The sequence below is a fragment of the Flagellimonas sp. B-3 genome (assembly GCF_056857835.1).
Genome location: NZ_JBSXNW010000017.1, coordinates 18,437 through 39,797 on the forward strand (window position 1 = coordinate 18,437; position 21,361 = coordinate 39,797).

Annotated in this window: 20 protein-coding genes; 6 read left to right on the top strand and 14 right to left on the bottom strand. The window is 43.4% G+C overall.

Going from position 1 to position 21,361, the window contains the following annotated elements:
- Positions 1-46: 46 nt before the first annotated feature.
- The 7 genes from AC13CS_RS04835 to AC13CS_RS04865 form a co-directional block, all read right to left on the bottom strand.
- Positions 47-1,303 carry a type II toxin-antitoxin system HipA family toxin gene (locus tag AC13CS_RS04835; RefSeq protein ID WP_482888572.1) on the bottom strand — a complete coding sequence of 419 codons (1,257 nt, stop codon included), beginning with the start codon at positions 1,301-1,303 and terminating at the stop codon, positions 47-49.
- A gap of 3 nt (positions 1,304-1,306) precedes the next feature.
- Complete coding sequence (locus AC13CS_RS04840) at positions 1,307-1,594, bottom strand: helix-turn-helix domain-containing protein (RefSeq protein WP_119606336.1); 288 nt, start codon at positions 1,592-1,594, stop codon at positions 1,307-1,309.
- 152 nt (positions 1,595-1,746) lie between these two features.
- Complete coding sequence (locus AC13CS_RS04845) at positions 1,747-2,874, bottom strand: hypothetical protein (RefSeq protein ID WP_482888573.1); 1,128 nt, start codon at positions 2,872-2,874, stop codon at positions 1,747-1,749.
- An 18-nt stretch (positions 2,875-2,892) separates the two neighbouring features.
- On the bottom strand, positions 2,893-3,570 hold the full coding sequence (locus tag AC13CS_RS04850) for an ATPase (protein WP_482888575.1): 678 nt from the start codon (positions 3,568-3,570) through the stop codon (positions 2,893-2,895).
- Positions 3,554-4,228 carry a hypothetical protein gene (locus AC13CS_RS04855; RefSeq protein ID WP_482888576.1) on the bottom strand — a complete coding sequence of 225 codons (675 nt, stop codon included), beginning with the start codon at positions 4,226-4,228 and terminating at the stop codon, positions 3,554-3,556. The genes AC13CS_RS04850 and AC13CS_RS04855 overlap by 17 nt, the downstream gene beginning before the upstream one ends.
- Entirely contained in the window at positions 4,225-4,512 is a 288-nt protein-coding gene (locus tag AC13CS_RS04860) for a helix-turn-helix domain-containing protein (RefSeq protein ID WP_349351687.1), read from the bottom strand. The genes AC13CS_RS04855 and AC13CS_RS04860 overlap by 4 nt, the downstream gene beginning before the upstream one ends.
- Positions 4,513-4,781: 269 nt before the next feature.
- A complete protein-coding gene (locus tag AC13CS_RS04865) occupies positions 4,782-5,621 on the bottom strand; it encodes an RteC domain-containing protein (RefSeq protein ID WP_482888577.1) in 840 nt (279 codons plus the stop codon).
- Between the two features lie 374 nt (positions 5,622-5,995).
- On the opposite strand from AC13CS_RS04865, the gene AC13CS_RS04870 reads away from it, so the two are divergent.
- Genes AC13CS_RS04870 through AC13CS_RS04885 form a run of 4 tightly spaced genes read left to right on the top strand, consistent with a single transcriptional unit; the run spans position 5,996 to position 8,221 of the window.
- Positions 5,996-6,367: a DUF7793 family protein gene (locus AC13CS_RS04870; RefSeq protein WP_482888578.1), complete on the top strand. Its 372-nt coding sequence runs from the start codon at positions 5,996-5,998 to the stop codon at positions 6,365-6,367.
- Between the two features lie 51 nt (positions 6,368-6,418).
- Positions 6,419-7,402 carry a helix-turn-helix transcriptional regulator gene (locus AC13CS_RS04875; protein WP_482888579.1) on the top strand — a complete coding sequence of 328 codons (984 nt, stop codon included), beginning with the start codon at positions 6,419-6,421 and terminating at the stop codon, positions 7,400-7,402.
- A 56-nt stretch (positions 7,403-7,458) separates the two neighbouring features.
- Positions 7,459-7,920 (top strand): MauE/DoxX family redox-associated membrane protein, encoded by a 462-nt coding sequence (locus AC13CS_RS04880; RefSeq protein WP_293290487.1) that lies wholly within the window; start codon positions 7,459-7,461, stop codon positions 7,918-7,920.
- A 58-nt stretch (positions 7,921-7,978) separates the two neighbouring features.
- Positions 7,979-8,221, top strand: a complete 243-nt coding sequence (locus AC13CS_RS04885; protein ID WP_293290485.1) for a DUF6520 family protein — start codon at positions 7,979-7,981, stop codon at positions 8,219-8,221.
- A 167-nt stretch (positions 8,222-8,388) separates the two neighbouring features.
- Here the strand turns inward: AC13CS_RS04885 and AC13CS_RS04890 are convergent, their stop codons facing one another.
- From AC13CS_RS04890 to AC13CS_RS04900, 3 genes are all read right to left on the bottom strand, one after another.
- Positions 8,389-10,689 (bottom strand): zinc-dependent metalloprotease, encoded by a 2,301-nt coding sequence (locus AC13CS_RS04890; RefSeq protein WP_293290483.1) that lies wholly within the window; start codon positions 10,687-10,689, stop codon positions 8,389-8,391.
- A 71-nt stretch (positions 10,690-10,760) separates the two neighbouring features.
- The gene (locus AC13CS_RS04895; RefSeq protein ID WP_293290481.1) at positions 10,761-12,191 is read right to left on the bottom strand and encodes a RagB/SusD family nutrient uptake outer membrane protein; all 1,431 of its coding nucleotides are present in this window, start codon (positions 12,189-12,191) and stop codon (positions 10,761-10,763) included.
- A 17-nt stretch (positions 12,192-12,208) separates the two neighbouring features.
- Positions 12,209-15,238, bottom strand: a complete 3,030-nt coding sequence (locus tag AC13CS_RS04900; RefSeq protein WP_482888580.1) for a SusC/RagA family TonB-linked outer membrane protein — start codon at positions 15,236-15,238, stop codon at positions 12,209-12,211.
- 777 nt (positions 15,239-16,015) lie between these two features.
- Here AC13CS_RS04900 and AC13CS_RS04905 point away from each other — a divergent pair.
- Both AC13CS_RS04905 and AC13CS_RS04910 read left to right on the top strand, forming a co-directional pair.
- Entirely contained in the window at positions 16,016-16,477 is a 462-nt protein-coding gene (locus AC13CS_RS04905) for a hypothetical protein (protein ID WP_293290477.1), read from the top strand.
- A 271-nt stretch (positions 16,478-16,748) separates the two neighbouring features.
- Positions 16,749-17,315 carry a DUF4468 domain-containing protein gene (locus AC13CS_RS04910; protein WP_482888581.1) on the top strand — a complete coding sequence of 189 codons (567 nt, stop codon included), beginning with the start codon at positions 16,749-16,751 and terminating at the stop codon, positions 17,313-17,315.
- Here AC13CS_RS04910 and AC13CS_RS04915 read toward each other — a convergent pair whose 3' ends face one another.
- From AC13CS_RS04915 to AC13CS_RS04930, 4 genes are all read right to left on the bottom strand, one after another.
- Complete coding sequence (locus AC13CS_RS04915) at positions 17,316-17,918, bottom strand: hypothetical protein (protein ID WP_482888583.1); 603 nt, start codon at positions 17,916-17,918, stop codon at positions 17,316-17,318.
- 798 nt (positions 17,919-18,716) lie between these two features.
- Positions 18,717-19,166, bottom strand: coding sequence for a hypothetical protein (locus tag AC13CS_RS04920; RefSeq protein ID WP_293289741.1), 450 nt, complete (start codon positions 19,164-19,166; stop codon positions 18,717-18,719).
- Positions 19,167-19,329: 163 nt separating this feature from the next.
- Positions 19,330-20,529, bottom strand: a complete 1,200-nt coding sequence (locus tag AC13CS_RS04925) for a hypothetical protein (protein WP_293289743.1) — start codon at positions 20,527-20,529, stop codon at positions 19,330-19,332.
- The gene (locus AC13CS_RS04930) at positions 20,530-21,360 is read right to left on the bottom strand and encodes a serine/threonine-protein kinase (protein ID WP_293289745.1); all 831 of its coding nucleotides are present in this window, start codon (positions 21,358-21,360) and stop codon (positions 20,530-20,532) included.
- Position 21,361: the final 1 nt, after the last annotated feature.

Consider the following 21,361-nt stretch of genomic DNA (forward strand, 5'->3'; position numbering starts at 1 on the left):
GCTGACTGTCTTGCTTTTCAGCTGTACACCATTTGTGTAATCCATTTTAAATTTCAGTTTTAAAAGCGGGTTTCATTAAAAGTTGTTCCTTATTGGAAATACCTATTTGTTTGGCGACAGATTCCCAATCCTTGACTACTTCCAGTACCTCATTGATAATAACATCCATTTCATTATCACTTAAACGGAAATATTCCCCTACACTTTTTGCAAGTTCAAAGTCAAGGGCATTATCATCGGTATCAATATTTAGTGCCAATCCATCTTTTTCAATGGAAGGGTTCAAATCATACGCTGGTGACAGTTCCCAACCTTTTTCTTTTAGAATGAAACCGTGGTTCCGCAGATGGTCGTCCGTATTTGACACGGCAATATTAAAAACTATTCTACGCCATAATTGATGTAAATTTTCCGCTACATTGGTTCCGTAATTCTCAATCACATCCAAAATATCCAAATAGCTCGGCGAGTAAGACTTCAAGGTCTCCTCCGTGTTTCCGGTCATCGTCATAGCAGATGCAAAATGGATACGACCACCATTTTCACGGTCAAATCTTTTGGTAAGAAACGTATGATATGGGCCGGCTATCTTTTCTAGTTTTGATTCAGCCATTTCGATACCGCAAGAGGTTGCAAGTTTGTATGTAAGAAATTCCCAAGCAGCTTTATCTATTGTATCTGTTTTTGAAGGAAACTTGGCAATCCATAGATTTTTATCTTGATCCAATATATTCGCTTTTGGACGTGCACCACCCAAGGAAGAACCCGGTGCTATAAGTACAGCTATCCATTGACGTATGGCAACGTTTTGCGTATCACTTTCCAATTGGTTGACCGCTTCCTGTAAATCGCCAAGTGAGGACCAAGGTGGTGTTGGGTTTTGGTTATCATTGTCTAAAAATGGACCCTCCCGATCGGTCTTAAAACGTAACGCCCCCATGCGACTCTGATCATATACACCAAGAAGATAATCTATTTCATAAAGCGTTTTTGCCTTCTCGTTTCGAGCTCTTGCATCCTGGGCTTCGCGACGCTTCATCAAGGTCTTTCCCCAAGTATCCGGCATACTGTCCAAAAATATCCCAAAGTTTTCTTTATCGACTGGAAATTGAGGTCCTGAATAAAATTCAATATCCGGGTCTAACAATTGGTACAAACCTTTTTCCAACCATTCTTTGTTATATTCAAAACTGAACGCTTTTTTGGCTTTCGCAAAATGAGCCGATAGGACACCTATTTCAATAGGACCATTTAATCCTATCCAATCAGCATAAACATAAATATCAAATTTTCCCTGAGCCATGACCTAAAGTAAATCCAAATCTTGTAGTTTACGACCGAATTCGTCATCCTCCGCTATTTTTGAAAAATCACTTTCGAGATTTAATACCTTCAGAACGTTGAAATATATCCCTATGGCCACAGTGGGGTCGCCTTTCTCAACACGATGTAAAGTAGCACGGTGAATGCCGGCACGTTCCGCAACCTGTTCGGCAGTCAATTTTCTTCGCTTTCGTGCAAGTTTGATATTTTCTCCTATCCCATCAAATATCTTTTGGTATTTAGGAAGAAGTATTGCTTTCTTAGAGTTCATAACGTCGCTTATTAACGACAAATATACAATTTTTGATGTAAATAAGCGACATTTAATGATTAAAGACCATCATATGAGTTTTTAAAACAGAAATAGAACAGCAAACCGTGAGTTCCTTAACATGGCAGGAAAGTTGATCTTTCTACTATTTTCTATTTAGCGCATCCCGCTTTATAGTCTCCCCATAACAGCGGAGGTGCAGATATGGGTCTATCCCTAACATTGATGTTGAAAAGGGCCAACTTTGATATACTGGCCTTTTTTGACAACATTGGAAAATAAGCCCCACCACTGTTAATGCAGTCATACAATAAAGGAGAACACAATAAATAATCATGTTTGGCCAACCAGCCCGAGTACGGGTCATTGTTGGACAATCTATTTGAGTCCTTATCACCGGTTACTTCAAAGGCTGAATGCTCCGAAATGTCCCTGACCTCCCTGTCCGACAACAACGGCCTTAAACTATTTCCATACGAAACCTCACCTAAGGTTCCGCATATCACGATCCTATCCTTACCCTGATCGAATAATCGATTACAATAAGACTTTATCCGTTTGGCCTGTTCCTTCCGTTTCGCGTTGTAATCCAAATCATTGCTGTCCTCCGAGAATCGTGTACTGATGATGGTGAGTTCATCTCCGGTCGGGGTCACAACGGTATATTCCGGGCAGTCCATTTCAAAAAGGTCCCTATCTTCTTGGTCCCGTTCATGGGCATGGGGCTGGAACCCAACGATTCGGTAGCCGTTCCTGGTCAAGATGGCATGGCCCAGCCCCCTATTGTCGTTACCCTCCGTGAACAACCACTGCTCAAAGGCGCTGCCCAATTTTGGTCCCAAATAATCCCTATTGAAATCTGACAAAGATGCTCTGTCCTCCACTTCCTGCAAGACCAAGATATCCGGATCGGCCTTGGCAATGCACTCCACTTTGGCAGTTCGGTGTTTTTCATCCAAGGGATAACTTCTGAGCTCCACCCAGCCGTTCCAACCGATCCGCTCCGTGGCCCTGGTCTGACGCTCCCCTCCCAAAGGTTTTACATAAAGGTGTCCCCCTTTCCTTCTCAATGTCAAAAAGGGTTCTGTAGCCTGTGGACTGAAGCCCATCAAAAAAGCCAGTTCCCGCATGCGTCCCAATTCCTGGTGCCGTTTGTTGGGGTTTTTCAACAGGGTCTGAAATTCCTCCATCCAATCCTGAAGGTTCTTGGAAGCATTTTGACGTAAAAAGGAAAGGTCCCTGTGAAATAGGTTTTGGATGTTCATCGTTGCTATTCTCATGATTGTCGATTTTTGATTTTATTTTTTGTCAGTATTTTTCGTTCCCCGTTTGTCCATGGCATTTTGGTCAAAGGCCACCAAGTTGAACAGTTCCCGCATCCGGCTCCGGACACGCTTGCCATAACGTTCCTCCAGCTCCTCGGCATTGAGATTCGTTGTGGCGTGGGTACGGAGGCCAGATTCCAAAAACAGCTCATGGCGGGACAGCAAGATTTCCCCGATGACATTGCAGTCCTTCCCAAAATGCCGTCCCATTTGTTCCAGCCCGATGTCATCGAAACAGTAATACTGGCCATTGCCATAGTCCTCAATGATGCGATGCCCGACATGGTTGAACCCGAAGACAATGTTCCTTGCGGGGATGACCTCATAGGGCCTATAGTGGGGGGTGATGTGACGAATCAGTTTCATCAAAGTGGTCTTGCCACAACCCACAGGACCCGAAAGCAGGATGCCCTTATCCGGATCAATACCCAGTTTTTGACAATTGTCCTGGTCCCGGACCATATAATTGCAAAGCTTCAACAAGACCTCATGGTCCTCGGGATAGAGCCTGAAATTTCTTCCGAACAGCATTTTTCCCTTGGCATCCATATAGGTCAGTACCTTGGAAAAATCGTATTCCACCTGCTTCCCGTCGAATTCTCCCAGGGAATAGACCACGCCACCTTCCGTTATCTTAGAGGGGTTGCCCATAGTCCTTTTGTGTTTCGACCATCAGATGGTCCTGGGTTCTAGACTGGATTTTGGAGGTGCCATTTGCTTTTTTTATTTCATCGGCCTTGAGCATCCAATTGTGCGCGGCCGCCTTCCAATCCAAAATGGAAATCTTGCCCCCTATCTTCCAGCCAATGGCCTGATAATGGTTGAAGAACCGTTGGGCCTCTTCCTTTCCATATCCGTTCTCCTTAAAAAAATTGAGGACTTCCAATTGGCTTCTGGGCTGTGCTCCCAAAGAGCGTTTATTGTTTTGTTTTGTTTTCTTAAATAAGGGGTCCGGTACACTGGTGGGACAGTAGGTCCTAAAAATGGAACGGCTCCGTTCCATGACCGTACCACTCTTGTCCCAATTTTGGGACAGTGCCACCTTACTCGAACGTGCAGGACTATTTGAAGGGGAATAGTCGATATAGCCCATCGTATCCAACTGTTTCAAAAGGCGATGATAAGTGGACTTGGAACCGATCTTGGCCATCTTCATCAATTCCTTGCGATTGACCGGAAATTCCCCTGGAAACCGGTATAAATTCCAATAAAAGAACAGGGCCAGGTACAAACTGATATGGCCAGGACACAAACGCTCATCCCCGTAAATTTCCACCAAGGCCGCATTAAGGTGCTTGATATAGTTCATACCGTACCGTCCAAGGGTTCCACCTTGTTGTCCAGGATGATCTGGTCGATTTCCTCTGCGTCGTAAAAAACAAGTCCCCCTACTTTGTAGCTGGGAATAATGTTCCTGTTGCGCAGACTGTGCAGGGTACTGGGACTTATCTCGAATCGCTTTCGGATATCGCTTGATCGTAGCCAGTTTTTGGGTTGTGGATGGGTGTGTTCCACCATCAATTTCTTGAACTCCTCCAAGAGTTCCTCTTTGAACTCCATGAGGTCTTCCGTGGTAATAATCGTTGCCGCCATATGCTTGTGGTTTTTGGATAGGTATCGGAGCTGTTACCTCCGGGGTTCCCTATCCGGGTTCGACCACAAAACTGAAAAAGGTTTTTGAAAGAAATTCCCAAGTTGGTACCAACTTGGGAAAGATTTTTTATCCTAAAAATTTATATCGATTTAGGGCCATTTGGATTTTTGGGAGGTCCAAAAAAGCTTGAAAATCGCAAAAAAGGGGCACCAAAACCCCCGAAAACCAAAATTCCCAAGTTGGTACCAACTTGGGAAAAATTCGAGGGCTATTCTTCCAGGGATTCCATCCGTTGGTTGAGCATCTCAATAAGCTGATCCAAAAACTTTGTCCGGCTGCTCTTTCGGGAACGGATATCGATAAAAGTGTGGTAGTAATTCCCTAGGTCGACATTGTAGAAATACTCAAAATGGGAGGCCATTTCCTTGATGTCCACGGTACCGCCGTTGATAGATTTACTGGTATGCAGGGCATAAAGGAGCTCGATGAGATCGGTCTTGCTCCCCGTCCAAAAAAGTTTTGATGGTTTTTCCATTGGTGTGTTCTTTGTAGGTTCCATATTGTTATTGAGGTCGTCCACTTCCTTTCTCAGGTACACGATGAGCATGTCATAGGCCATGATGGTGGCCACCGTGCCGTCCTGACAGGTGGAGAACTGGTCATCGATCAAAAAGTGAAAGGATTCCAAAGGCATGCGCAGGTCCCGGTTGCCCCTGACAAAATACTGCTCGTCCATCGACATGGCCCCACGCCGGTAATAGTTATAGAACTCAAGGTTTTCGTTAAAGAAGGTCTGCAGTTTATCGATCTGTTGTTGTAGATATTTGATCTGGGATACATCCTTACCCCGTGGCCGTTTGCTCTCAATGCTAAAAAGCCTGATGTAATAGATGAGCTTGCTAAAGATCTGGGGCTTTACGTGCTTAAAAAAATAGATTTCGTCGGCTTGGTTCTCAAAATCCTGGCCAACGATCTGCTTTTGCAGTTTTCGGATGCACTTCTCCACCAGGGCTATGCCCCTCTCCGCTTTGTAAAGGATATCACCGTCCCCACTTTCCAAGGCTTCCAATTGGCCCTCAAATTCCGATAGCAGTTTTTGATATTTCATTATAGGTAATCTTTAGTAGTCTCCAAAAACGTATTCTGCACCCTTCCTCTACCATATCATAAAGGAGAGGCACTTTACATCAAATTCGTATTCAGGGAACTTCTCTGCTGATCTCCTTCCAATCCGTCCTTTTTGTACCAAATCAGTTGTACAAATTTGAATTGCTGAACGAATTGGTATCAAATCGCACGGTTTCAAACTAAATAAAATCCATAATGTTTTGTGCATCAAGGACATGCTGGAGCCAAAAAAAATCCCTGACAGATAAGTTTTTTTACGTTTTAGAGCCCATTTTGTTAAAAAAGCAGATTTTTCTTGTTAAAAATATTTTCAGAAATTTTTTATTTTAACCGCCCTTTTTGAAATAACAACGGATGAAAAGAATTGTGGAAACCGAATTGGCAACCATGTGGTTGGAAGATGAAATCCTCTTTTTTATTTGGAAAGAGGGGATTTCCATTGACCTTTCGGGAGCCAAAAAGACGGTGGCCCGTCGCATGGTCCTGCAACAGGGAAAACCCTATCGCATCCTTTGCAACATCAATGGGGTCAGGCATATCGAGAAGGATGCCTGGCACTTTTTATCTGGAGAAGGTGCCGAACTGGTCGAGGAACTGGTACTGGTTGCTGCCACGCCCTTGGAACGGGTCTTCTTCAAATACATTTCGAACCGAATGCGTTCGGCGCCCATCAAAATGTTCCCCAACATGGAAACGGCCCGCTTGTACCTATCGCGCCCAAGATAGGTGTTGTATCCCGTTTCCAATGGATTATGAATCTAAAACACGGGGACAATTATGGACAATCTGGAAAACAAGAAGCGATTGGAGCATATCTACAACCAATTGGTGCATATCGCCAATGGGAACTTCTCTTACCAAATCGAACGAACGGATCAAAACGATGCACTGGAGGCCCTGACCTTTTTGGTCAACTCCACTACCGAGGAACTCAGGGACGCCTTTCTGCACCAAGGCTTTATCAAACTTCACAATTCCTATGAAATGGTCGTTCAATTGTACTTTGAACTGGATAACAAAGGCCAGATACTGAGGACCAACCCAAAGGTAACGACACTGTTGAACTACAAAGAAGGCACCTTAAACGGTCACCAATTTGCACAATTATTGGAAAAGAACTCCCAACAGGGCTGGAAAAAACTGTTGAAGGCAGCACCAAAAGACAAGATATGGGAGCTGACCTTAGAGTTGTCATTTTCCGAACAATCAGGACTCCTCCTCCCTGCCCATTGTCATGTGATTTATTTCCCGGAACACCGGGAGAAAAAAGGAACTTTTATGGTGACCTGTTTTGAACTTGTCAAATACGATGGAACGGATCAAGGGTTCCTTCAGAAGAAACTGAAGAAACAATTACAGACCCATGGGCTATTGCCCCGACCAGAAAAAACGGAGACCCATATCCTTCACGCCATGGATATGGAGAACTTAAGGAAGGCCAAACGGTATATCATGGACAATCTGGATATACCGTTACCCTCAATCAGAGAGCTGGCCCATTTTTGCAATACCAACGAGTACAAGTTCAAAAAGGGATTCAAGGAGCTTTTCGGCATGACAGCCTTTCAATATCAAAAACATGAACGGCTCCGAAAGGCCCATATCCTGATAGAGCACTCTAACAAGACCATCCTTGCCATAGCCAGGACCGTGGGTTTCAAAAAGGGGAACCACTTTACCCGGGAATTCAAAAAAAGGTATGGTTATACGCCCTCCCAACTGCGGAAACGCTCCAAAAAATCCTTCCCGGAGCCTAAATAATCCCTTAGAGATCACTAGACCCCATTAATTTTATCATTGTAAATCAAACTCTTACAATGCATACGGGCACATTCATAAAAAAGCGTCAAGCCATAGTGGAAACCATTTGTTATCTCTATAGCATACTTTTCCTGTATACCGCAAGCAGTAAACTCATGGGACTATCTGACTTTAAGCTCCAATTGGGCCGTTCCGAGGTCTTGGGTCCTTTCGCGGAGTGGATTGCCTGGATGGTGCCCCTGCTTGAAATTGTGCTGGCCATCCTGCTCCTGATCAAAGTGTTTCGTCTGGCTGCCCTATATGGGTCCCTTATCCTAATGACTCTTTTCACGGGCTATATCGCTTGGATGCTACGTTTCAGTGACCATATCCCCTGCTCCTGCGGGGGTGTCATATCCTCAATGGGCTGGGAAACCCACCTCGTGTTCAATGCCTGTTGTATCGTCCTGGCATTTATCGGTATCGTGCTCATGGAAAACACAAGAAAAAAATCAACATATAAAAACACTGTGCAGTGAAAGGGGAAGCCGAAAACCTTAGAGAAAGAGTAGGCATTCATATCTAATTCTTAATACTATGAAAACTAGATTTTTAAAACTCGTTTTACCGGCCTTTGCCATTCTGTTGGCAGTCGGTCTGGCCTTTGCCACAGAGAGCAATTCGGTCAGTCAAGTGGCGTACTATCAGTCACCAAGTGGGGTAATGCAAGTTACTGTTAGTAACGAGTGTATACCTGAAGGGCAAATCAATTGTACGTACTTCGGCTATCAACTGTATGCTGAACCCACACTGAATACTGTGTTGGGCAGGAACCCATAGTTCCTTGTCACTCGTAGTAGAAAAGGTGCCCCTCACAGGGCACCTTTTTGACTAATTCAAAAAATATATGAAAACAAAAAATTACTTTTTAGTTGCTGCAACCTATCATTCCTTATTGGGGATTACATTTCCATTATGCTAATTGGTTTTTTGATCCACTCATTTCTTTACAACGAATCCAATCGGGCCAAGCAGTGCTCCCAATGCCCTCTGGCATCACTGTCCTTTTCCTTTTTCAACTTGCTTTTAATATCCCCCCGTAATTTCACCAACTGCTCCATCAACAACCCTTTGGAGTAAGCGGTATAATCATAAGCTTTCATTTCTGCATAAAAGTGTTGCGGTTCTTGGTGTACCGCAGTAATGGCCCTGTCAATATAATAGGATTGGATTTCTTGTCGTATCCGTCCTACTTTGGGAGAGTCTTCGTACAGTTCCCCGAACAATCCCTCTTGCAATTCCGATAGATACCATTCAAATGTACCTTCAAAGCCCTCAAGCGTTTCCATGTATTCAAAGCGCTTCAAGCGTCGGGGGCGCAATAGTTCGTCCACCGACCGCTGTTGGAATTCGACCATTTTGTCCGGAAAGGTGGAGTATTCCAGTTGGGGAAGGAACTCGGGGGCAACCAACCACTCTGGTGGGTTCAGGGCATTGGCATGCAAAAAGTCCATGGCCTCCTCCTGCATGGCCAAGGGGATTGGCGTGAACATCTTGCCAGGGGTGTTGATCGGCTTGTACCGAATATCGTACCCACCTAGCAAAGAGGTCACATGGAGCATATGGTCTTTCCATTGTTCCAGTACTCTTCCATATAGATTTTCCAATCTTCTAGTATCCTTTTGGTCCTTAACGGCGGCCGGCATCAGTTGAATAACACGTTCCAAGTTCTTCAGTGCCAACTTGGTGCTTTCGACCGGATCATTGGTATCCACCACTTCATCTGCCGTTGCGGGCCCGAAAACCTCCACTTGGCTTTGGTTGAACCTAAACCAGGGAATGGAATCCTGCACCCCTATAATACGCTCTAGAGCTTCCTCCTCCTGCTGCTCTGACATTTCCTCCGGAAATTCGGTGTAGCCCCACTCAATCTGGTGACGGTCCATCGGGCCCACTTTTTGCATTAACAATTCAGGGGGCACACTGTCCTCTGGCTGGGCAATATTATTTTCCCGGGAATAGCTCATCATACTTGGGGTGTGGCCCATGGTCTTCAGCCATTGAATATCGGACATCTTTTCGACGGGATAGGCGAACTCCCCATAATTACTGTCCATCAGGCCAAAGGCATGTCCCGCTTCATGGGCGGCAATCCGTTGAAAAAGCCTTCCCGTGAGTTCTTGGGGAAAAGGCAACGACTGGGCCCGTTTATCCAAGGGGGCGCAACGGATAAAATAACGGTCCGTAACATTTTCGACCGAAGCTCCCAGATAAATGTCGCATTTGAGGATTTCACCGGTCCTTTCATCGATTATTTCTGGAGCGGTCCCTCCAGACTCTTCAAAGCCGCGCAAGTATTTGGAATCGCCCCAGTCCACGTAAGAGGTATGGATGCTATGGGCCTCCCATTCCGACAGGCTATCCGTTTCCTTTACCACTATGGCATTCTTGAACCCTGCAGCCTCAAAGGCAGGCAGCCACTCTTCGATACCTGCCTTCACATAAGGTCTCCACTGTTCGGGAACATCTGGAGGTATAACAAAAGTGATCGGTTTAACGGGCACGCTCAGTTTTCGGTCCTTGTCCCTTTTCTCCAATCGCCAGCGGGCAATATTAGCTATACTGTTCTTCGGTTCACCGTGATCGATTCCATATCGGTCCTCGTTAACGAATCCCATGCGGTAATCATAGTCCCTACCTTTCATCAGTTTCTCGGGAAGGGCCGCCAATCCAAAGAATACCGGAAAAGAAACTTTCGAGCCCTCGAACATCAAGCCACGTCGGGTCTTGATGACCACCTCGTTGTGAAAATCCTTCGAGCCCTGTAAGAGGCTCAACTGTGGCACCAAGGTTTCCGTAAAGCCCTTGGTCCATTCGATGACATTGTCCATTACCAAGGAAGTGACATTGATGCACAGTTCCCCTTGTTCGCCCATATCTTTTTCCAAGGGAAACATGGCCAAGACATTATCCTTTAAGGCCTTGTGGTGCCTTACAGGTAAAATTATTCCTGCCGTGGACCTTACCCTAGGGTGTTTTAATAGCACCTTGTCCCCCTCCAGTGACCAAAGCACCTGCATATATTTATATACTTTTCTGTAGTCATAGCGGATAAAGAGCATAGGACGCTCCAGCACCTCCCGCGGAATATTGAGATAGAGCTCCCCCTCCTGCATGAAGGAGGTCAGAAACGTTGACCCCATTGAGGAAGCTGCCGCTTCATCCTCATATATGGGGTTGGTTTTCAGTGTTTGGGAAAATACCCCAACGGCCATAAAAAGCCATAGTATCGATACGATTTTTTTCATTGATTTCATTTTTATTGAGGATACCAAGGCTTCCAATTAAATGCCCTGACATCCCATATTGTTCATAATTATCAGTAGCCAGCGTTCTGCGGCAATAGATTGGGGTTGATCTCGATTTCGGTCTCCGGAACGGGCAACAACAGGTCGGTATCCTGCCATCCTGGCTTGATACCTTCCAATACGACACTGGCCTCTCCAAAGCGTTTCAGGTCGAACCAACGATGCCCCCGCTCTGTGAACAGTTCCATCCGCCGTTCCTGCAATACCGATTCCAATAGTTCCCCTTGTGTTCCTATGGGGATATTGGGCAAACCTGCCCGATTACGGAGCTCATTCAGATCGCTTGCTGCATCGGAGAGATTGCCCAATTGTGCTCTCGCTTCGGCCCGGATCAGGTACTGTTCCGCCAAACGGAGTACGATTGAATATTCCACGGACTCCGTTTGGGAAAAATCGGCCTTGTATTTATGGGCGTAGAACAGGGTCTGTGTATTGTCGGCATTGGATATGCTTTCTGTCCAAGAAGCTTCCCGTAGATCGCCCTCCTCAAAACTGTCCAAGAATGATTCGGTCAGTGCATAGGTTTGGCCGGGAACTGCCTGTATGATCAATCGGTTTGCCTCTTGGGTATTCCTAGGGGCCTCGCCCGGCTTCAATTGCCAGATGGTCTCGCCCGAATCCTTTAGAAAGACCCTATCCAAATCGCCTTCCAGATCAAAAGCACCTATCAGTTCGGAGGCCATAGCGTCAGCATTCGTCCAATCCTCTACATACAGGTACATCCGGGCCAATAAGGCCTTGGCTGCATACTGGTCGGGGAGAGTGCGTTCCGACGATGGATTTTCCATACCTTCCAAAAGGGCCACGGACCGTTCCAAATCGGTAATGATGGCTTGAAAAACTTCGGCCTCCGGGGTGCGTGATACGGTATTGTTCACCTGATAGTCCACCGTGGTGATATAGGGTACATCACCGAACAATTGCGCCAAAAGACTGTGGATAAAGGAACGGACGAATAGGGCCTGGCCGGTAAACATGGCCTTTTCATCTTCGCTCAGGGCCTGTGATTCTTCCACACCTCGAATGATATCGTTGGCGCCGTAGATCAGTTCATAGCCGTTGGCCCACCATTGCCTCACCAATTCATTACCGGCCAAGAGGTTGTGTTGGTAGAATTCCGTATTCTGCACTTCGAATCCATAATAATCCAGTTCGTCCGCATAGATGCCCAAAGCCGTGGTCAGGCCAAAGCTGCCCGATACCATACCTTGTTCCCGCATCCCGAAAAATAAGTTTGCCATGGCGGAGCGTACCGTGGAGGCTTCATCGAATACCGTCTCCGCGACCAGGGTGTCCTTGGGCGGCTCCACTTCCACAAAGTCCGTACAGCCTACCATGACCAAAAACATGAGCAATGGCAGGATTTGAAGGTTGAGATGTTTTAGGAGCGCTGGAAGACCACGGTCCCCTACGCTCCTGGTTTTGTTTATTCGTTGTATCATATCTAATTTTTTTATGGTTAAAAGTCTACTTGTAGTCCAAGGGTGATCTGTCGCAATTGTGGCAATCTACTATTGGAAGGTTGTTCAGGGTCAGGTCCCCGATACTTGGTCCAAGTCCATAGGTTCTGTCCCTGTAGGTATACATTTACCTGCATGCCATTATCCAACCGGCCCAGCCCATAGTTCAGGGAAATGTTCCGTAAACGGATAAAGGAGGCATCGGAAAAGGAGGCATTGCTCAATTGCTGGAAGGTCCCGAGGTCCACATCCGGGGCGAGTCCCCCAGAAGCTCTTTGAATTGGGGCCATATCGCCAACTTCTTGCCAACGGTCCAAAAGTTCGACCGGAGCGTTCCCCCGAAAGCCCGGGGTGGCCCCAAAGGCCAATTGGTCAAAAGCTTTCTGCTTTTTGAACTGAAAGAATACATCCAAAGATAGTTTGCCATAGGTAAGGGTATTCCCTAAACCGCCATAGAAGCGCGGGGCCCTGTCCTCGATAAACTGTCGGTCCTCCAAACTGCTGATGTTCCCATCCCCATTGTAGTCCTCAAAGGTGTAGAGACCCGTCTCCGGATCCACGCCAAGGGCGTTGTACAGCTTGACAATGGTCAGTGGCTTGCCGATCTCATAGCGATTGGCAAAGGGAGAGGATTCCAGGCCGTCGAAGCGCAACAATTTGTTCCTTGGCACCGTAAGATTGACCCTGGTGGACCACTTTAATTTGCCATTTCTCAGATTGACCGTGCGAAGGTCCAGCTCTACCCCGGAATTCTCCACGGTCGCATCAAAGTTGCCGGTCAATTCGGAAAAGCCGGTGGTGGCCGCTAAGGGGATACCGACCAATTGATCGGAACTACGATTGCGGTACCATGAGGTGTTGAGCAGTATACGGTCATTGAAAAAACCGAGCTCCAAAGCAGCTTCCAGCTTACGGTTGGATTCCCATCCAAAAAGTGGATTAAAGATGCCCGTGGGTTCCAATATGGAAATCCCATCGTAATCAAACCCGGTTATGCTATAGGTATCCAAAAATCGGTAATCACCGATATTGTCACTGCCCGTGGTTCCATAACTGCCTCTTAATTTTCCAAAGCTTAATATCGAATTGTCCCCAAAAAGGGATTCCTCACTAAAGAGCCAGGCCAAACCCACGGCCCCAAAGTTCCCAAACTGCCGGCCGGGACCAAAACGGGAGGAACCGTCCCTACGGCCGGTCAGATTGAGAATATAACGGCCCTTCACATTGAGGTTCACCCGACCGAATACCGCATTGTAGTTGTACTCGCTTTCCGTATCCGTCAGCACTTCCAAGGTCTCGGCGGCGGATAGGTTAAAGATCAGATCCTCATTGGGAAAACCTCTACCCCGTTGCACAAAACCTTCGGTGGTCTGCTGTTGGAAGGTGGTCCCCACCAATACATCCAGGGCTGTTCTGCCCCACTTTTGTTGCCATTGCAATTGGGGCTCCACGATCCAGGAGTCCCGTTGGGATAGATTGGTGGTGATGGAGGAATAGTTCTCTGGGGTCAGTCCCAAGCTCGGGTTACGGGCACTGCTGGGCAGGGTCCGGTAGGAATCCAAGCGATAGGTGTTGTACCCCAGACTGGTTCTTAGTTCCAAGTTGGGCAATAGCTTATAGGTGACCAAAGCATTGGCGATAAGGGTGTTCACCTTGGAGACATAGTCTTCCTCTAGAGCCGCAAAGGGATTGTTCCAGGTGTTGTTTTCCCAGTTCAACCGTCCCTCTTCATCATAGATTTCGGGGGCATTTGGCTCCAGCGTATAGGCCAGTCCGGTGAAATCACGCTGCGGCAATTGGTTTCGTTCATTGGAATAGATGGTGGACAGGTCGATCTGGAAACGATTGTTCTCCGAGCGATGGTTTACCTTGCTCTGTACCGTTGCCTTTTGATAGTTGCTGTCACCGGGGAATACCGTGGTTTCCTTTAAGTAGCTACCACTGATCAAAAAATTGGTCCGTTCATTGCCCCCTGATACCGAAAGCTGGGCATTGTTGCGATAGGACGTACCGCCAATGAGTACCTTCTGCCAATCGGTATAGCGGGAATTGTCCCAGCTTTTGAGATCGGGAAAGAACAGATCAAAATTGGGATCGTTCAAAAAGTCCCCGAAACCGTCATTGACAATGCCTTCCCTTCGGATTTCCAAATATTGCTGGGTGTTCATCAGTTCCAAGAAATTGGAAACCTGGCCCAAGGTGGTACTGAGGTTGGCACTGAAGGTTGTCCTGCCTTCCTTTCCCCGTTTGGTGGTGATCAGCACCACTCCATTGGCGCCCCTGGAACCATAAATGGCCGTGGCATCGGCATCCTTTAATACCTCGATACTTTCGATGGTCGTAGGGTCGATGGCATTGAGCGGACTGATATTACCGCCCAGAATCCCACCCGAGACACTGCCGGAACCTAGGGACTGAGAGCCAAAGGGTACACCATCGATGATATAGAGCGGGTCGCTGACACCGTTAATGAAGTTTCTACCTCGTACCTCGACCACGAATCCCCCACCCGGAACCCCGGTGTTTTGGACGATGTTGACCCCTGAAAGCTGCCCCTGCATAGCGGCCAAAGGATTGCCCACGGGCTGTTTCTCCATGGTCTCGGCCTTGATGGTGGCGATGTTGCCCGTGCGTTCCTTTTCGGATACGGTGTAATAGCCCGCATTGAGCACTACCTCCCCCAATTGGGTGACATCTTCCTCCATTTGGACGTTGACCACGTTCCTGCCCTTGATGCCAACAGTCAAAGGCTTGAAGCCAATGATTGAAAAGTACAGGGTATCGTCAGGATTGGCTTGAATGGAAAAGGAGCCATCCATATCGGTGATGGTGCCCCGTTGGGTGGCCTCCACTTGGATGCTCACCCCGACGAGAGGGTTTCCGTTAGCGTCGGTGACGGTACCGGTAACGGTAGCCTGGGGAGGTGGGGCCATGGCAGCCTCTAAGGTTTCTGATGGCCAAAGGGCCAGCAGCATGTTAATAATCAGGAACAGGGAAAATCTGTTCGCATTTATCCATATTATCTTCATAATTTTGAGTCGTTTGATTTTAACCGTTAGTGTTAATTGAATCGTGCCTCTGGACAATTGCTACCCTGTCCGGAGGTTTTTTGTTTGCACTGCCCCCGAAGTCCCGACAATGTCGTAACTTACTTTAGAGCATTTAGGTTCGGGCATAGGCCATCCTGTCCAAGGATTTAATGCTCTTGGAAATGGGATTCCTAGTGGAACAAGACTATGATTTCGTGATAGGGCCGGTCGCCCGAAAAATGTATGTGTCAGTTATGGGTCTGAAGAAGTAATGTAAACCGAAAATTAGTAGCGTAATACCCATAACTATAGTCCAAGGTTATACGGGGTTCTTGGGCTTTTTCTTAAAGAGGATATCGAACACCGAGTGACAGGCCCCAAAAATGGAACAAAAACAAGGTGTGAACCCTACAGAAAAAAGTTGCCAAATGTTTCCCATAACCTTAAAAGGTCAGCGACACATCGAAAAAGAAATAAAAAATCAAACGCTAAGAAAAAGTTGGGCGTGAAACTCAACTTAAAGTATAGGAGGTACTGGTATACCTGTACACAAATAAGTGAGCCCACGCCCGGGTCGTGAGCAAACTTACTAATCATCTTGTGTACTTAAAAAATTACCAGTTTTCCTATACAAGAATCAAAGCAATTGCTTCTAATATTCTAAACTATGATTTATCGCATAATTAATTTAAAAGCTAAATATAAGCAACTCTTTTTTAACGACAAAATTTCATTTGTATCTATTTTATGTCGTCTTGTCCATTAGTCAATTTGAACATGGCAAGATATAAGAACAGTAAAATATTAAAATTGATAGGGGAAAGGATACACAATCAAAGGGTAAAAAAAGAACTTGAGATTGAAGATATCACTGAAATGACTGGTTTCAGCTATAACACAATTTCAAATATTGAAAATGGTTCCGAAACTTATTTATCCTATTTCATCGAAGTGTGTTTAGCCATTGATATACACCCTAAGGAAATGTTGGATTTAAATATCATAATTAAACCGAGATATGAATTATCACCAAGTAGAAAAGAAAAGTCGCGACTTACTTCAAGAATTAGAATTCTAATAAAAACCGGTTATTTTAAAATCCCTAGAAAAACTAGTGATGTTGTTAAAGAGCTTAACACGGAATATAACCTTAATGCTGCATCCAAAGATGTATCTACAATTCTTGGTCGGCTTTTAAAGTCATCAAAAAAAGGAAACCGTAAGTTTTACTATGAGTAATAAGTTTACTTATGGAGGTCTATCCAAAAGGGGGTTGCTTCTTAACCGTTAGATTTTGTAAACAACTTTCAATTCCACCCGCCTCCAATAATTGTAATGGTAGGTATTGAATTCATTGATAATTATTATATGGTTGATATTTTAGTTGATTTATTTACTTTTTCGAACGCCACAAATAGGGTAAAACAAAGAAAATGATTATTTTTTGGTTATGAGAAACACTATCCTATTATTACTATTGGTGCCATTCACAATGTTTTCACAGGCAACAATGGATTCAGTAAACCAAACTATTTATTTAAGGCAGGTTCATGACATTGGCCTGAGCAAGCAAGAACTAAAAAAGAAGGCCGATGAATGGGTGGCCCGGTCATTCAAGAATTCAAATTATGTGACCAGAATAAACAATGCTGACCAGATTTTAGCAAAGGGAGGCTTTTCAGTTGGTGCTGATTTTACCGCTTACGGAACAACTATTTATGTCACGAGGGATATTAACTTCACTTTGGATCTTCAATTTAGAGAAGGGAGATACAAAATTGAAATAATAGACCTTTCTATGTCTACTAGCGGAGTAGAAATACCTTTTATCTTCATGAATATGGATTTTGAGGCATATAGGAATTATAGTCGAAAAGTACTAACTGAAACGGATATGCCTGGCACTAAAGCGGCATTAAAACGATTGAACAATGATAAAAAGGCTCGAAAGGATTATGATGGGCAAAAGAACCATTATGATCAAATTTTCCCTCAGATTGTAGATGAAATAGAAAGCATTGATTCATCTTTATTGGATTATATGAAAAGTGAGGTCGAGGCTGGTGATGATTGGTGATTAATTATTCTTTTTATCGCCATATTTTTTCCATGCATCCCTTAGGTTAATAGCAATGGATGTCAGTTTGTATCCCGGCCCTTGTTGGGTGCCATGCGAAACCACACCAATAAAAAGTGCTTCCGCTAACCCTGAAGCAACCAGAAATTTTAAATCAGAAGAATAGTTTTCATTCTCTACAATATCCCTAAGTTCATCAGAAAAAGACGATTTAATGGCATGGCAAATTAATCTTAACTCGCCGTTATCAATGTCTCCGTTAAGGAATGCTTCAAAACCCACAGCCAAATATTCAACTTTTACGGTAGAATCGCTATGTTCAATTGTGGTATAAAGGGCTTCTCCAAATTTTACCCTACGACTCTGATCCCTTTTAGATTCGTTAATAAGTCTTTCTTTTTGCTGTTCATTAATACTCCCCAATTTATCAATAAAGGTTTTCACTTTTTGGAGATATATCTTATCGCGGATGCTTTTGACTCCCCTTATAATGTTAATAGATGTCCCAATTACTGGTATTTCCTTTAAAATGTCATTGTTGATTAAGGAATCCAAAATTAATTCACCCCCATCGGTAAGAATGTTTTCCAAAAAGTCATTCATATTTTGATTGTTTTATACTAATCAAGTTAAAGAAATACTTTGTTAGGTAGGATATTTTTAAATTCTGTAAAATGAAAAGTGCAATAATTTTTATGGTTAACACACTATAAAAATAGCATCTTGATTTTTAAAATGACTGTACGGTTCATTTTTAGATTAGTGAGCATGATAATTATCTAATAGACTGTCAATTAGATATATGCTTTATTTCGGCGTTGTAACATTCATTTACATTTAGCCATACGTATTATAAAAGTTGGTAGTTATTCACGGGGTATTTAGGGATATCCAGTCTTTTTTTTAATTAACCTGAGCTTCAAGGATTATGATTTATGAGGATAAAAATTTTCTTACAAATAATTGACTTTTATTATCTTGTGGTCGGCAGTAAGGTATTTAATAACATAAACTTATAATTTATGAATTTAAAAATAACCTTGCGGTTGTCTCTGCCGTCAAAAAAGATGCTATCGTACCTCTCGAGGTTGATTAAGCTTGTCTTAGAGGCTTGTTTGTTATATCATGTTTTATAATGAACTACTTGCGAGGAGGGTTAACGTGGAAGCCAAATTGGGATATGAAGCCGAAGCCACCTCCGAGTAAGGGAAAGGCTCCCAACCTTACTGCTATTTATAGGTAAATAATAAAAACCATTCTCAGTTATGTCAAATCCTAAAAAACCTAACCCAACTCCCAAACCACAACCAAAGCCCAAACCAACTCCAAAAAATCCACCTCGAGACATACCCTTACGTAAGGACAACCCCTCAAGACCTATACCAGGTAGGCCTATCCGTCCTAAAAAGTAGAAAAGAAATACCATAGTAGACAAAATAGACCAGAAGCCATTACTATTGAGCTCCAATTGGTTGTATTAACACAATAATTTGAGAATTTATTAGCCTCGCATTCATGATATCTGATTTTCTCTCTTAATTCGGGAACACGGTCCCTGTACTTTTCATCCTCAATATCTAGATTGTATTCACACCAGTTATAATCATGCTCATTGGCCTTTCTTCCAAAATGCTGAGATATAAAATTTAGAATGATGGCGCCAAGAAATAACCCTCCACCTATTTTAACCAAAGAAGAGGGGGTCATGTTATTGTCATTTACGTATTTCAAAGTTTCTAAACAAACGTAAATTCCTGCACCACTAATGGAAACAATCAATAAATCAATACGTTCAATACTGTAGTCTATACCATTTGAACTTTCTTGTTTTCGATTTTTATAGTATTCCATTATGCTGTTTTAGTCAAAAGATAACCATAATTTTAACTGGTCCTATCTAGAAGGTCCAATTACATTAGTCTCTAATAATTGTAACGGTAGGTGTTGAGTTTCTAGGTAAATACAAATCAGTAGACAATCGAGTTGATATAATGGACCATTTTTGGAAGAAAATTTAAATAGTATCCCATTTATGACCTAAAATCATTCCTCTTAACCTATGAAAAACATTTAAGGCTGAAAGATTAGAATCCACAACATCAATAAAATCCCGATCTTTACCCCTAATACCATTATCATTGAAATATTTGGTTAATCTTTCAGCAGTTTCTAATCTTAATTTAATGGATTCTCTTGTCTCAGCATAAGTTCCTTTCACAGCATTTTGGGCTTGCATATGTAGGCATTGTAGGTAATGCCTAAAAGATTCTCTTTCACTATATTGTACAGTTGTCGGTTGTGCCCCTGAGAAGAGAATATCTGCATAACCAGACAAATTTTCAGTATCAGTTCTTAAGTCATCCAATATGCTTAAACGTTTTGCCATATCTAAAATTGGAATTTGATATTCTGAAAGGCTTTGTGGGCAATAGTACCAAGTACTTCTCCTGCTTACAGAGTCATCTGGATTGTTGAACTTACTCGCATTAAAACTCCTTACATTTATCCAATTTCCTGAAGCTATTGCATCTGTTTTGGTAAGCGCCAAATTGAGCATTTGATGATTTGCATAACCAACAACAACCTTTTTGTTTTGCAGTTTTATACCAGCTGTCAAATCCATAAGATTGACAAGCCAATTTGGATTATCAACTAAATAACTATTGTTGGAAGGTTCAGGTACTACATAACATCCTTGTATATCCCATGTGTCCAGATATTCTAATACATTATGGATTGTATCTTCTGAATTCATAGCCTCCTTAGATAAACACAAAGTGAAATAAATATTATCGTGAACATCTAAATCCTGTGCTTCCTTTATTATTATAGAATGGTATTTGTACCAGTCATCATTTATTTCCGAACTCCTATTACCAGGTAGGATAAAAAAGGAGGTTTCAAATGGGGTGTTATATTCGTCTCTAAGGACAGTAAGCATTTTCCTGACTTCTGTAGAATTGAAAAGAGCTGTTGAATAATCATTGGGCCAAAACGAATGGGAGGTTAATCTTCCATGATCGGCATGAGGTACATAAAATTGGGGGTCAAATACCACTTGTCCACCTGCTTTATGTATGTCGGGAACAAAATCACTTATTTGACCGATTTCCTGATCCCTTGGGCTCAGAATTACTGTACCTGATTGCCAGCTTTTAATCAGATGCCTGCAATGACCCATCATTCCATATCCAAACTGAAGATAAAGTTCCATTTAGCTTAAAGTAAGTGTTTCTTTTAATGTGTCAAAAATAATTTTCGCTTCCTTTGCCGTATTTGGCCTTCTATTTCTTCTGTGATCTCCCAATAGGCTTATAAATGTTGATAGTTGGAACTGTCCATCACCTTGTATTCGCAATGGGGGTAAAGAGCTGTTTTCCAGCTTTCTTAAAACCTTAAATATATCATTGTCAACATCAAGCATATAAAAATTTTGGCCTCTTAATAATTCGTAACATACCACCCCTATAGAAAATAGGTCAGCTCGTATATCGATATCCTTTTTGTAGTTTCTAAACTGCTCTGATGACGCATAACCCACAGTAAAAAGGCCAAAAGGGTCGTCTGATTTGGTAATGGATTCCATATCGAGATGTCTTGCTATTCCAAAATCTAATAACCAAAAATCATCATTATCATCAATAATGATATTCTCTGGTTTTATGTCCCTGTGTACTAGCTGGTTGTTCTCGGAATGGACTGATATTTCAAGCATCGTGTCTAAAAATCGAACAATGTCACCTATAGTAAACTTTCTGCCACCGTTAATAGCATCTCTTAGGTTTTGCCCAGATATATATTCTTCTATAATCCAAATAAATTCAGGGTTTTTCTCTTCACAATTGTTGGCAATAATTTTAGGGATATTGGGAGATTTATCGAATATAGATACCGCTCTTATCTCTCTTTTAGTTCTCTCTAAACTGTCCGAATGCGGAAAGATTTTCTTGAAGACAATGTCACCATGTATATCATGTGTGCCTCGATAAACCTCTTTTTGCCCCCCATTTTTGATGGGAGTTAAATTCTTTAATTCTTCAATCATA